Origin of the sequence: Streptomyces sp. NPDC053069, from assembly GCF_044546895.1 — a bacterium.
Lineage (GTDB): Bacteria > Actinomycetota > Actinomycetes > Streptomycetales > Streptomycetaceae > Streptomyces.
In genome coordinates this window covers 73350-85579 of the sequence record NZ_JBITZN010000021.1, presented here as the reverse complement: position 1 = coordinate 85579, position 12230 = coordinate 73350, and the positions used below count along the sequence as shown (strand labels likewise).

The following is a 12230-nucleotide window of genomic DNA, read 5'->3' as shown; positions in this document are numbered from 1 at the left end:
GGTCACGCGTTGTTCGTGAGCACCGGCAGATAGCCGCCGGACTGGCCGGCCGCGGTGGGGTGGTACGACTCGCCGATGTCGAGCCAGTTGACGCTGTGCAGCCAGGAGTCGCCGGAGCAGATCTCGTGGCTGGAGAACGCGGTACGGACGTCGCCGAAGACGAAGCCGTGGGCCTGGGCTCGCTTCTGGACTGCGGCGTCGATGTAGTCGGCCGCGCCGTTGATCGCGGACCGCTTGGTGTCGGAGAGCCCGAGGCAGGTCTGGCCGAGCAGGTAGAAGCGGGGGTAACCGAGCACGACCACCCGGGCGTTCGGGGCCTTGGTGCTGATCGCGTTGTAGACGGTGTCCAGCTTGCCGGGGAGCGTGGAGTCGACGTACGCCTTGGCGGTGTTGATCCGGTCGAGGCAGGCGCTGTCGGACTGGATCACACAGGTCGTCATGACGTCGGAGAACCCGGCGTCGTTGCCGCCGATGGTGAGGGAGACCAGTGAGGTGGCGGAGTTCAGCGAGCCGAGCTGGTTCGCGAGTACGTCGTCCGTCTTGGCGCCCGAGCAGGCATTGAAGGCGAACGAGGACGGGCTGTGGGCGGCGTTCCACAGGTAGGGGTACGCCTTGGTGCTGCGGTCGCAGCCGCCGCTGGAGCTGATGTAGCTGCCGGCGCCGACTCCGGAGGCGTAGGAGTCGCCGAGGGCCACATAGCCGCCGGACACGGCCGTCGAGGACGCCTGCGCCGAGGCGGCCCCGGTGAGACCGAGGCCGGCGGCGAGGAGGAGTGAGGTAACCAATCCGGTAAGTCGGGAACGTCTCATGGAACCTCCCTTTAGCAGGATCTCTGCCACAACTGTCGTAGCAACTACGCGTGTTGACGGGAAGTGTCCATGCCAAGACTATTCCGGCCTCAACAGGATCAACCAGAAACATTCACGGCTCATCTATTGCCTGTCCATACCATGCCCATGTCATGACTGTGTGACGGTTCGACAATCGCCTTCTTGACGACCCCCCTCGGCGCGCGCCACAGTGAAGCCCGGCATCCGGCGCGTCGGGGGGCAAAGTCGCCAATGCAGACCTTAGGCATCAAGTCACCTTCACCAGACGGCGACCCCGAGGACTCCGGGGCGGCGCGGACCGGGCCGGGGAGGGCCCTGTCACCGCTGCTCGCGGGGGCCACGACCGCCATCGGTGGGGTCGGCGCGCTGCTCGCGCTCGTCGACGCCACATCCGTACTGCGCGGCCCGTGCGCCCTGTTCTTCCTGCTCGCGGCGCCCGCCATGGCGCTCGCCGCGGCGCTGCGCGGGCTGGATCCGTTCGGCCGGGTGCTCTGCGCGCTTGCGGGCTCGGTCGTCGTCACCATGCTGGTCGCCCAAGGCATGCTCGCGGTTCACCGCTGGTCGGTCCGCGGCGGGGTGCTCGCCGTGACCGCACTGAGCGGGCTCCTGCTGCTCGCGGTCCTGCTGCGGGAACGAATTTCCGGAAAACGCACACAAGTCCGAGCAACACCGGCCAAGGTTGTGTAACGGCCAAACCAACAAAATCGGGAGGGAGCCCTTCAGGGCTTGCCTTTCGGGTTCAATCGTCAATACCGTCGTACATCTCACCCGCACCGGCACGTCGGCACACGGCTCCAGGGGAGGGCTCAGGGCCGCGGCGTCACCGGCGCGGGGCGCGGTAGGGGGGTGCCGTGCTCGGTGACCGCAACTGTGACCGAGCCGTGCCGCGCGACCGGCTGCCTTTCTTCTCCGGCGGACCGGCCAGCTTTGCCAGCTCATCGGCGTGCACGGAGATCAATTCTCAGATCGATTTCCCGTGCCGAAGATGAGAACCCCCCTTTCGAACCGGACACAGAGCCGGGCCGCCCAGGGGCGGGCGGTCCACCGGACGAGAGGGAAAAGACTCATGAGTTCCGTCCTGCGCCCGCCGAGTTCGGGCCAAGATCCTTTCATCGCGGCCCACTACCGGCCCATCTCCTCTCACCTGGCGATAACCCCGCCGGTGAGCGTGGTGATCCCCGCCATGAACGAGGCGGAGAATCTCCCCTACGTCTTCAAGACGCTCCCGGACTGGATACACGAAGTCGTTCTCGTGGACGGCAATTCCACGGACGACACCGTCGACGTGGCCCGTTCCCTGTGGCCGGACGTCAAGGTCGTCGGACAGCGCGGCAAGGGCAAGGGGGATGCGCTGATCACCGGGTTCGAGGCGTGCAGCGGCGACATCATCGTGATGGTCGACGCGGACGGCTCCGCAGACGGCGGCGAGATCGTCAGTTACGTCTCCGCACTGGTCTCCGGCGCCGACTTCGCCAAGGGCTCGCGGTTCGCCAACGGCGGCGGCACCGACGACATGACCTTCATCCGCAAACTCGGCAACTGGGCACTGTGCACCGTCGTCAACCGCAAGTTCGGCGCCCGCTACACCGACCTGTGCTACGGCTACAACGCGTTCTGGCGGCACTGCCTCGACAAGATCGACCTCGACTGCACCGGCTTCGAGGTCGAGACGCTGATGAACATCAGAGTGGTCAAGGCCGGCCTGAAGGTCCAGGAGATCCCGAGCCACGAATACCTCCGCATCCACGGCACCAGCAACCTGCGGGCCGTGCGCGACGGTTTCCGGGTGCTGAAGGTCATCCTCAAGGAGCGCTCCAACCGGCGCGAGCTGCGCCGCCAGGAACGCCACTCGCCGCTGCTCGACACGGTCGGGGGAGAGGTGTCGTGAGAGATCCCGGCATCTCCGTCGTGATCTGTGTGTACACCGAGGACCGCTGGGAGGACATCCTCGCGGCGGTCTCCTCGGTGCGCGCGCAGTCGTACCCGGCGCTGGAGACGCTCCTGGTCGTGGACCACAACCCGGCCCTCAAGGACCGGCTGGAGCGCGAGTACAAGGACACCGAGGGCGTCCGGGTCCTGCCCAACGCGGGCCCGCGCGGCCTGTCCGCCGGCCGCAACACCGGCATCGCCGCCTCCCACGGCGAGGTCATCGCCTTCCTCGACGACGACGCCGTGGCCGAACGGGACTGGCTGCGCCGCTTCGCCGAGGGGTACGCCGACCCGCGCGTGATGGCGGTCGGCGGTCGTACGGAGCCCATCTGGGCGTCGGGCCGGCGGCCGGCCTGGTTCCCGCGGGAGTTCGACTGGGTGGTCGGCTGCACCTACCAGGGGCTGCCACCGGGCCGGGTCCAGGTCCGCAACGTCCTGGGCGGAAACGCTTCCTTCCGGCGCACGGCATTCGAGGCGGCGGGCGGTTTCGCCACCGGCATCGGCCGCGACGGCGACCGCCGTCCGCTGGGCTGCGAGGAGACGGAGCTGTGCATCCGCCTCACCCGCGCCCGCCCCGACGCCGTCCTGCTCATCGACGACCGGGCGGTGATCCACCACCGGGTGCCCGCACCCCGCGAGCACTTCGCCTACTTCCGCACCCGCACCTATGCCGAGGGACTGTCGAAGGCGCTGGTGGCGAAGAGCGTGGGCGCGGACAAGGGCCTGGAGTCCGAACGCCGGTACACCACCCGGGTACTGCCCGCCGGGGTCGCCCGTGGCCTGCGGGACGCCCTGCTGGCCCGGCCCGGCGGCGCCGGACGCGCGGGCGCGATCGTCGCGGGCGTGCTGAGCGCCGCCGGCGGCTATGCGGTGGGCACCCTGCGGGCACGGCGGGGCGACACGAGGTTCTCGGTGGTACCGATCCCGGCGGCGCCGGCCTCGGGAGGCACCGATGAGTGACACGCCTGTGCCGATCCTCATGTACCACTCCGTCGCCATCGCCCCCAACGACGCCACCCGCGCCCTGTCGGTCGCGCCCGAGGCGTTCGCCGAGCAGATGGCGCTCATCGGCGACCTGGGCCTGACCCCGGTCACCACCGCCCACCTCGCGGCCCGCTGGCGCTCCGGCCGCCCGCTGCCCGCGCGGCCGGTGCTGATCACCTTCGACGACGGCTACGAGGGCGTGCACCGGCACGCGCTGCCCGTCCTCGCCAAGCACGGCTTCCCGGCCACGCTGTTCGTGTCCACCGGCTGGATCAGGGGCGCCCACGACACCGGAGGCGGCCTGGACACCATGCTCGACTGGCCGCAGGTGCGTGAACTCGCGGACGCCGGCGTCGAGATCGGCGGGCACAGCCACACGCACCCGCAACTCGACCAGCTCGACGCGGAAACGCTGCGCACGGAACTGGACCGCTGCACCGAGATCGTCACGGACGAACTCGGCATCCGGCCGGTGTCCTTCGCCTACCCCTACGGTTACTCCGACCGCAGGGTCCGCGAGGCCGTGCGCGCGGGCGGGTACGCCCAGGCGCTCGCCGTGGGCAACGCCCTCGCCCGCCGCCGCCAGGGGCCGTACGCGCTCCAGCGGGTCACCGTCCGGCGCGGCACCGGCGTGGAGGAGTTCGAGCGGCTGCTGCACGGCCGTGCCGTCACCCGCACCTTCGCCGGGGACCGCGCCCTCACCAAGGGGTACGCCCTCGTCCGCAGAGCCCGCCAGGTCCGCCGGAAGGCCATCCGTTCCCGTGTCTGACACGACCACCACGACCGAGGCCGCGACGACCGCCGCAGAGACGTCCGGGAAGTCCGGGCGCCGTCTGCGGCTGCCCGGGACGGGCCGGTCCGCCGGCGGCAGCCCGCTGTTCCGCAACGCCTACGCGCTGATGCTCAACACCGGCATCTCCGCCGTCCTCGGCCTCGGCTTCTGGCTGGCCGCGGCCCGCTACTACTCCGAGGACGCGGTCGGACAGGGCTCGGCCGCCATCGCCGCGATGAAGTTCCTCGCCGGACTGACCGCGGTCACCCTGACCGGCGCCCTGGCCCGCTTCATCCCCGTGGCCGGCAGACGCACCGGACGGCTCATCTCCCTCACCTACGCCGGCAGTTCCCTGCTGGTGGCGGTCGCCGCCGGGGTGTTCCTGCTGACCCTGGACGCCTGGGGACCGTCGTACGGATTCCTGCACGGTTCCGTCAAGGGCCTGGGTTTCCTCGTGGCGGTCGCCGCCTGGAACGTGCTCACCCTGCAGGACGGCGTGCTGACCGGGCTGCGCAGCGCGACCTGGGTGCCGGTGGGCAACACGGTGTTCTCGGCGGTGAAGCTGGCCCTGCTCGTCGCGTTCGCCGTCGCCCTTCCGACCACCGGTGTCTTCGTCTCCTGGGTGGCCGCGATCGCCACTTCGGTGGTGCCGCTGGGCTGGCTGGTGTTCCGGCGGCTGGTGCCCCGGCACGTCAAGGCGACCGAAGGCCGCACCGAGCCGCCGACGTTCAAGCAGGTCGGACGGTTCCTGGCCGGGGACTACACCGGCTCGCTGTTCTCGCTCGCCGTGGTCTACCTGGTGCCGGTGATCGTCGCAGCGCAGGTCAGCTCCGCGGAGAACGCCTACTTCTACATCGCCACCACCATCGGCGGTACGACGGACCTGCTCGCCATCAACATGGGCGCGTCCCTCACCGTCGAGGGCTCGCACGACCCGGGGCGGCTGGCCTCCAACACGCGTGCCGCGCTGAAGCGGATGGCCCGGATCATGCTGCCGATCGCGGCCCTGTGGATCATCGGGGCGCCCTGGATCCTCGGCGTGTTCGGCGAGGGCTACGCGGGCGCGGCGACCCCGCTGCTGCGCTGGCTCGCGGTCGGCTCGGTGCTGCGGGTCGTCATCGAGACGTACTTCGCGGTGCTGCGCGCGCGCAGCCGTACCGCCGGACTCGCCTGGCTGCAGGGCCTGTTGTGCGTACTGGTGCTGGGCCTGACCCTGCTGCTCCTGCCCCGGATGGGGCTGACCGGCGCGGGCGTCGCCGAAGCCGCCAGCCTCGCGGTGATCGCGGCGATCGCCGCGCCGAAGCTCTGGAGGACGATCCGGACCGCGCCCGCCGCCGTGCCCGACACGGTGGCGCCCGACGGGGATCTCGCCGACCTGGGCACCCCCGATGTCCCGGCCTCCTCGCCGGCTCGCCGGCAGTCCCCGGCCTGGGCGCTGGACTCCGACACCCTCGCCTTCGGCATCCACGTCGACTTCGACCATGTGGAACGCCGGCCGGACGTCCGCCCGGGGCCCGGCACACCGCCCGCGGGTACACCGGTGCCCGCGGCGGGGCCTCCGCTCGGGCCTCCGGTGGGGCTTCCGGTGGGGCTTCCGGTGGGGCTTCCGGTGGAGGAGAGACAGCCCGGCAGCGAGGCGTCGTTGGGCCCGGCCGAGGCCGAACTGCTGCGGGAGGCGGAGGCGGCGGAGGTGGACGCGCCGTTCACGCAGGAGGAACGGGAAGCCTCCTTCGACAAGCCCGTCCGGTCCGCCTCCGACACCGCCGTACCGGACGAGACCGTCGCCGAGGAACCCGTGCCCGAAGAGCCCCCGGTACCGGTGCCGCTGCTGCGGCTGCTGCTGCCCACCCGCTCCGGTGTCGTCCTCGGCTGTCTGCTGATCGCCGCGCTGCTGCTGTACTGGGTGCCCGCGCTGCGGCTCGGCGAGGCCGATCTGGACCGGATGGGCGGCCTCGGGCTGATCTCGGTGCTGCCGCCGCCGACCCTCGTCGGAGCGGCCCTGCTGATCACCGTCTTCGCCGCGCTGCTCTGGCTGCGCCGCGAGCACCGGGCGCTGCTGCTGGTCACGCTGGTGGCGACCGTGGTGTCGCTGCACGCGCTGCCCGCCGTGATCGAGGCCGAGCCGCGGTTCCCGACGGCCTGGCAGCACCTGGGGTTCATCGACTACATCGACCGCACCGGGTCCGCCGTACCGGACCTGGACGCCCGCTGGAGCTGGCCGGGCTTCTTCGCGGTGGCCGCGTTCGTCGGCCGGGTCTGCGGGGTCACCGACTTCACCGAGGTCATCCGCTGGTGGCCGACCGCGATCCAGCTCGCCTATCTGGCCCCGATGTTCCTGCTGACCCGGTCGCTGCGGGCGAGCTGGCGGGCGAAGTGGACCGGCATCTGGCTGTTCGTGCTGTGCGGCTGGGTCGGGCAAGACTACTTCTCGCCGCAGGGCTTCACCTACCTGCTGTACCTGATGTTCGTGGCGATCCTGCTGGTCTGGTTCCGCCCGCCGCGCGTGATCTGGACGAGGTTCCGCCCGGGCGAGGCGGAGGTGGAGCCGGTGGACCGGCGCGGGCGGGCGGTCCTGCTCCTGGTGCTCATCGGTCTGTACGCGGCGAGCGTCCCCGCGCACCAGCTGACCCCGTTCGTCATGCTCGGTGTGCTCGCGGCCCTCGTCCTGCTCGGCCGGTCCGAACTGCGCGGCCTGCCGCTGCTGTTCGCGGTGCTGGTCGCGGTCTGGGTCGGCTTCATGGCCGAGCCGTACTGGTCGGGGCACTTCAACGACCTGTTCGGCGGCGTCGGCGGGGTGGGCAGCAATGTCTCGACCTCCGTCTCCGGCCGGATCCAGGGCGGCAGTTCGACCCACAAGCTGGTGCTGTACACGCGGGTCCTGCTGGCCGGATCGGTGATGGCGTTCGCCTGCTGGGGCTGGTGGCGCCGCCGTTTCCACCGCTACCGCGAACGCTCCCTGCTGGTGCTGACCTTCGTGCCGTTCCTCGGCTTCGGCATGCAGTCGTACGGCGGAGAGATGGCGCTGCGCGTCTTCATGTTCGCGGTACCGGGCGCGGCGCTGCTCGGCGCCCTGGCGCTCTTCCCGCGCACCGGCGCCACCGCGAAGGAGCGCGAGAAGGACCGGATCAGCCTCGCCCCGCCGGCCGCGCTGCTGGCCGGGCTGCTGCTGATGGGCGGCTTCCTGGTGGCCCGCTGGGGCAACGAGCCGTTCGAGCGCGTCCGGCCCGGCGAGGTGGCGGCCATGAACTGGGTGTACGCCCATGACAAGCCGACCGTACGGCTGCTGTGGCTGACCCAGGACACGGTCAACGACGTGACTCCGGCGATGCCGTGGGGCGCGCGGGACATGGAGCGGGTGAACTATGTGCCGACGCTCGCGCCGACCGACCCGGTGCTGGTGTCGGGCCTGGTCAAGGCGCTCAAGGGGGCCGGCCCGAACTCGTATCTGATGATCAACCGCAGTCAGGTGACCTATCTGCAGCTGGACGCGGGCTACTCCGCGACCTGGGAGTCCCGGTTGATCGAGAATCTGGACGACCGGCAGGAGCTGACGAAGGTCCTGGTCAACGACGACGTCACGGTGTTCGCGCTGCGCAGGCAGCCGACGGGCGCGGTGCCGAAGCCGCACCCCGGCCCGATCGGGCCGCAGGTGACGTGGACCCCGTGGTCGGTGGTCGGCGCGCTGTCCGCCGTCGTCCTGATCCTGCTGCTGGCCGCGCGGGAGGTCGTACGGGTCGCGGTCCGGCCGGGCGTACGTCAGCTGCGGCTGCTGCAGGGCACGTTCTGGTTCGCGCTGCCGCTGCTGGCGGTGGTGCTGGCCTCGCTGGTGCAGCGGTTCCTGACCATGAAGTGAGGACGGCTCGGCCGTTCAGCGGTCGAGCCACTTCACGTCGTACGGGCCCATGTCGAACCGCTTGCCGTCCACCTGCGCGCTGATCGTCCGGTTGCGGGTGTTGACCACGAGGACGGTCCTGGCGCTGGCCAGGACACGGACGTTGGGCACGTCGTCCGCGGCCACGGGCACGTTCTCGTACCGCGTCCCCGGCGGGAACGCCTTGGCGAACCGGGACACCAGGCCGTACATGGGCAGGGCCCTGCCCCCGCCGGCGCCGTCGGTGGGGGTCCACAGACAGCCCGCGCAGCCGGTGCCCGTCCTGTCCTCCGGGTTCCAGTAGAAGCCGGAGCCGGCGCCGCCCTTGACCATGGCGATCATCCCGGTGGCCTGGACGGCGACCCTGTGCGGCTCGGACCAGCCCTTGCGGTCGTCGTTGCCGTCGCCGGGCTCCACGTAGTACTCGGCCCACCACAGCGGCAGGTCGCGGGTCTGCCGCCGCACCCACGCGCCGACCGCCGTGAGCTTGTCGGTGGCCGCGAACTCGTCGGGCCTGAGCTCGTCGTCGCGGGTGTAGCTGGAGCCGTCGACCACGGTGAAGTCGGCGCCCGCCTTGTGTGCGTTCCAGTACGAGAAGGCGTCCAGCACCCGCTGGTCCATGGCGCCCCAGGGCCCCTTCAGCGCGGTGGAGGCGTCCTTGTCGCGGGGGTCGACGCTGTCCATCACCAGGTAGGGCCCGCCGACCATGATGTCCTTGTCGACCTTCTTCAGCGCCTTGTACACCAGGTTGTACATCCTGGTGTATCCCTCGTAGTCCCAGCGGGACCCGGCGTCGTTCCAGAATCCCTTGAACTCGTTCCAGACGATGAAGTGCTTCACGTCCGGATAGCGCCGGGCGACGGTGGCGGCGAGGTCGGCGAAGTCCTGGTAGTGGTCGGGGGTGGGGGCGGTCTCCAGGGCGGCCTGGCTCCAGTCCGTCCTGTCGACCCCGGCCTTGCCGCCCTTCATCCAGTCCGGGGAGCAGCACAGGGTGATCACCGGGGTGCCGCCGGAGGCCCGCATGAAGTCGATACGGCGGTCCAGCGCGCCGAAGTCGTAGTGCCCCTCGACCGGTTCGGGGTTGTCGGCGCCCCAGCCCATGATGTGCTGGTTCTGCGCCAGTCCGCCGTTCTGTCCGAGCAGTTGCCGCACGCGCGCGGTGGCGGCCGTGGCACCCTCGTCGGCGCTGTACTGGGTGTGGGTGAAGCCCCAGCCGACATACGGCTCGGGTTTCGCTGCGGTCGTGGCGGGGGTGCCGTGCACCTTGTCGCCGTCGCGTGTGGTGCCCGCCGTACTGGCCCCGCCGGACAGCGTGCCGAACAGGGTCACCGCCAGGGCCAGTACGGCCGCGCCCACACCGAGCAGGGCGGTGAGCCGCCACCGCCGAGTATCCGATTCCCACCCATGACGTGCCATCGGGGACAACAGTAACGGCGGAACCGAGGGCGCGGGCAGGTCTTGGAAAGAGCGTGAAATCTCTCCCAGGACGGCCGGCAGCCGGCGAACAACGCTTCCGCCGACGCGAAATGCCGTGCGCACAGCACATTCGTGCCGGATCATGGCCCCATGTCTGCGAACCCACACGACGCTCTGCCGATCCGGCTCCACGTCGACGACTCCGACTCGCCGTCCGACGTCGTCGACGCGCTGTTCCTCGGCCGCTTCGCGACGGGCGAGCAGCCGTACTCGCACGCGGCGAACATCGACCGCGTCCGCTCCGGCGCGACGCTGCTGCCGGACGGCGCCCGAGTGCTGCGGGTCGCCCGCGACGACGACCGCAGCGCCACCCTCGCCGAGGGCGAGGGCTGGACCCTGCTGGTCTCCCGCTGGAACCGCGGCGCGGACGTCACGGTCACCGCGACCAGCGCCGAACTGGCCAAGAGGATCCTCGACCAGGCCACGGACGGCGCCGCCGACGAGCCGGAACCCCAGCCCGAGAACGTGACGATGGGCTTCTGGTACGTCTCCCCCAGGCGCGGCCCGCACCGCACCACCCGGCAGATCTCGGCGGGCACCTGGGACGAGGTGCGGCCCAACTACACGGCGCCGGTGGCGGACGCGATGGACCGCCTGATGAAGACGACCCCGGAGGACATCGCGGGCCGGCTGCTGCTGCTGCACGGCCCGCCCGGCACCGGCAAGACCTCCGCCCTGCGCACGCTGGCCCGCTCCTGGCGCGACTGGTGCCAGGTGGACTGTGTCCTGGACCCGGAGCGGCTCTTCTCGGACGTCGGCTATCTGATGGACATCGCGATCGGCGAGGAGGACTCGGCGGGCAAGGGCCGCTGGCGCCTGCTCCTCCTGGAGGACTGCGACGAGCTGATCCGCGGTGAGGCCAAGCACACGGCCGGCCAGGCCCTGTCGCGGCTGCTGAACCTCACCGACGGCCTGCTCGGCCAGGGCCGCAACGTCCTGGTCGGCGTCACCACCAACGAGGACCTGGAGCGCCTGCACCCGGCCGTGGTCCGCCCGGGCCGCTGCCTGGCCCGTATCGAGGTGGGCCGGCTGACCCGCCGGGAGGCGGTGAACTGGCTGGGCACCGATGAGGGCGTCGGCCGGGAGGGGGCGACGCTCGCCGAGCTGTACGCGCTGCGCCGGGGCTCCTCCCCGACTTCGGTGCCGGGGGCGCGGGACGGCGCGGACGCGGGCCTGTACCTGTAGTGCTTTGATGGTGCTGTGACCTTGTTCGTCGGCACCTCCGGGTGGCAGTACAAGGACTGGCGGGACCTCGTCTATCCGGCCGGGGTCCCCGCGCGGCTGTGGCTGGAGGAGTACACGCGGCTGTTCGCCACGGTGGAGATCAACAACGCGTTCTACCGACTGCCGTCGTACGACACCTTCACCGCCTGGCGCGACCGCGTCCCCGCGGACTTCGTGGTGGCGGTCAAGGCCAGCCGCTACCTCACGCACATCAAGCGCCTGAAGGAGCCCGAGGAACCGGTCCACCGCCTGATGAGCCACGCGGCGGGCCTCGGCGACCGTCTGGGCCCGGTCCTCCTCCAGCTGCCGCCCACCCTGCGCGTGGACCCTTCCCTCCTGGACACCTGCCTGGCCTGCTTCCCGCCCGGTACGAGGGTCGCGGTGGAACCCCGTCACGACTCCTGGTGGACACCGGAGGTGCGCGAGGTGCTGTCGGCCCGGGGCGCGGCCCTGTGCTGGGCGGACGTCCTGGCCCGCCCGGTCACCCCGCTGTGGCGCACCACCGACTGGGGCTACGTCCGCTTCCACCAGGGCCGGGCCCGGCCCTGGCCCCGCTACGGCCGCCGCTCCCTGGAAACCTGGGTGGACCGCATCGCGACGACGTGGTCGGAGGGGGAGGACGTGTACGCGTACTTCAACAACGATCCGGGTGGGGCCGCGGTGCGGGATGCGGTGGTGTTCGGAAAGGCGGCGGGACGGGCGGGGCTGACGGTGACCAGAACACCGGAGCCGATGTCACGCCGGTAGCGCGCCACGCCCTCCTCAGCCCTCCCCGTAAGCCGCGCGCAGGGCATCCCGCACGGCGGCCAACGCCTCCGGCTCCCCCAGCCCCAGCCTCCGCACACGTTCCACGTACGCCTGAGCAGCCAGGGATGCCTCACGTTCCGCGGCCGAGCCGGCGGCAGCCACAAAGGTGCCGTTGCGCCCGCGCGTCTCGATCACCCCGTCGTTCTCCAGCGCCCGATAGGCCTTGGCCACGGTGTTCACGGCGAGGCCCAGGGACTCGGCCAGCCCGCGCACGGTCGGCAGCCGGTACCCCACCGGCAGCGCCCCTGACCGTGCCTGCTCGGAAATCTGCGCGCGCACCTGCTCGTACGGGGGCGCGCTGTCATCGATGCGGATCTTCAGGCTCACACGGTGATTG

At 71.1% G+C, this 12230-nt stretch carries 10 protein-coding genes; 7 read left to right on the top strand and 3 right to left on the bottom strand.

Features of this window, described 5'->3' with window-relative positions:
* Positions 1 to 2: 2 nt before the first annotated feature.
* Positions 3 to 809 (bottom strand): SGNH/GDSL hydrolase family protein, encoded by an 807-nt coding sequence (locus tag ACIGXP_RS36120; RefSeq protein WP_399775688.1) that lies wholly within the window; start codon positions 807 to 809, stop codon positions 3 to 5.
* Positions 810 to 1061: 252 nt separating this feature from the next.
* Between ACIGXP_RS36120 and ACIGXP_RS36115 the strand changes: the two genes are divergently transcribed.
* The 5 genes from ACIGXP_RS36115 to ACIGXP_RS36095 all read left to right on the top strand — a co-directional run bounded on the left by ACIGXP_RS36115 (position 1062) and on the right by ACIGXP_RS36095 (position 8368).
* A complete protein-coding gene (locus ACIGXP_RS36115; RefSeq protein WP_399775686.1) occupies positions 1062 to 1517 on the top strand; it encodes a hypothetical protein in 456 nt (151 codons plus the stop codon).
* Between the two features lie 379 nt (positions 1518 to 1896).
* On the top strand, positions 1897 to 2718 hold the full coding sequence (locus ACIGXP_RS36110) for a glycosyltransferase family 2 protein (RefSeq protein ID WP_363215008.1): 822 nt from the start codon (positions 1897 to 1899) through the stop codon (positions 2716 to 2718).
* On the top strand, positions 2715 to 3719 hold the full coding sequence (locus ACIGXP_RS36105) for a glycosyltransferase family 2 protein (RefSeq protein ID WP_363215009.1): 1005 nt from the start codon (positions 2715 to 2717) through the stop codon (positions 3717 to 3719). The genes ACIGXP_RS36110 and ACIGXP_RS36105 overlap by 4 nt, the downstream gene beginning before the upstream one ends.
* Positions 3712 to 4512, top strand: coding sequence for a polysaccharide deacetylase family protein (locus ACIGXP_RS36100; RefSeq protein WP_399775684.1), 801 nt, complete (start codon positions 3712 to 3714; stop codon positions 4510 to 4512). The genes ACIGXP_RS36105 and ACIGXP_RS36100 overlap by 8 nt, the downstream gene beginning before the upstream one ends.
* Positions 4505 to 8368 carry a lipopolysaccharide biosynthesis protein gene (locus ACIGXP_RS36095; RefSeq protein WP_399775682.1) on the top strand — a complete coding sequence of 1288 codons (3864 nt, stop codon included), beginning with the start codon at positions 4505 to 4507 and terminating at the stop codon, positions 8366 to 8368. The genes ACIGXP_RS36100 and ACIGXP_RS36095 overlap by 8 nt, the downstream gene beginning before the upstream one ends.
* A 15-nt stretch (positions 8369 to 8383) precedes the next feature.
* On the opposite strand, the gene ACIGXP_RS36090 is transcribed toward ACIGXP_RS36095, so the two are convergent.
* Positions 8384 to 9802 carry a xylan 1,4-beta-xylosidase gene (locus ACIGXP_RS36090; protein WP_399775680.1) on the bottom strand — a complete coding sequence of 473 codons (1419 nt, stop codon included), beginning with the start codon at positions 9800 to 9802 and terminating at the stop codon, positions 8384 to 8386.
* Positions 9803 to 9952: 150 nt separating this feature from the next.
* Between ACIGXP_RS36090 and ACIGXP_RS36085 the strand changes: the two genes are divergently transcribed.
* Both ACIGXP_RS36085 and ACIGXP_RS36080 read left to right on the top strand, forming a co-directional pair.
* Positions 9953 to 11047, top strand: a complete 1095-nt coding sequence (locus ACIGXP_RS36085; RefSeq protein WP_363215013.1) for a DUF5925 domain-containing protein — start codon at positions 9953 to 9955, stop codon at positions 11045 to 11047.
* A 15-nt stretch (positions 11048 to 11062) separates the two neighbouring features.
* On the top strand, positions 11063 to 11833 hold the full coding sequence (locus ACIGXP_RS36080) for a DUF72 domain-containing protein (protein ID WP_399775678.1): 771 nt from the start codon (positions 11063 to 11065) through the stop codon (positions 11831 to 11833).
* A 15-nt stretch (positions 11834 to 11848) separates the two neighbouring features.
* Here the strand turns inward: ACIGXP_RS36080 and ACIGXP_RS36075 are convergent, their stop codons facing one another.
* Positions 11849 to 12220 (bottom strand): GntR family transcriptional regulator, encoded by a 372-nt coding sequence (locus ACIGXP_RS36075; RefSeq protein ID WP_399775676.1) that lies wholly within the window; start codon positions 12218 to 12220, stop codon positions 11849 to 11851.
* Positions 12221 to 12230: the final 10 nt, after the last annotated feature.

What these genes read in the sequence shown, in the direction of transcription:
- ACIGXP_RS36120 (WP_399775688.1), bottom strand. Translation starts at nt 809, where the DNA reads ATGAGACGTTCCCGACTTACCGGATTGGTTACCTCACTCCTCCTCGCC.
- ACIGXP_RS36115 (WP_399775686.1), top strand. Translation starts at nt 1,062, where the DNA reads ATGCAGACCTTAGGCATCAAGTCACCTTCACCAGACGGCGACCCCGAG.
- ACIGXP_RS36110 (WP_363215008.1), top strand. Translation starts at nt 1,897, where the DNA reads ATGAGTTCCGTCCTGCGCCCGCCGAGTTCGGGCCAAGATCCTTTCATC.
- ACIGXP_RS36100 (WP_399775684.1), top strand. Translation starts at nt 3,712, where the DNA reads ATGAGTGACACGCCTGTGCCGATCCTCATGTACCACTCCGTCGCCATC.
- ACIGXP_RS36090 (WP_399775680.1), bottom strand. Translation starts at nt 9,802, where the DNA reads ATGGCACGTCATGGGTGGGAATCGGATACTCGGCGGTGGCGGCTCACC.
- ACIGXP_RS36085 (WP_363215013.1), top strand. Translation starts at nt 9,953, where the DNA reads ATGTCTGCGAACCCACACGACGCTCTGCCGATCCGGCTCCACGTCGAC.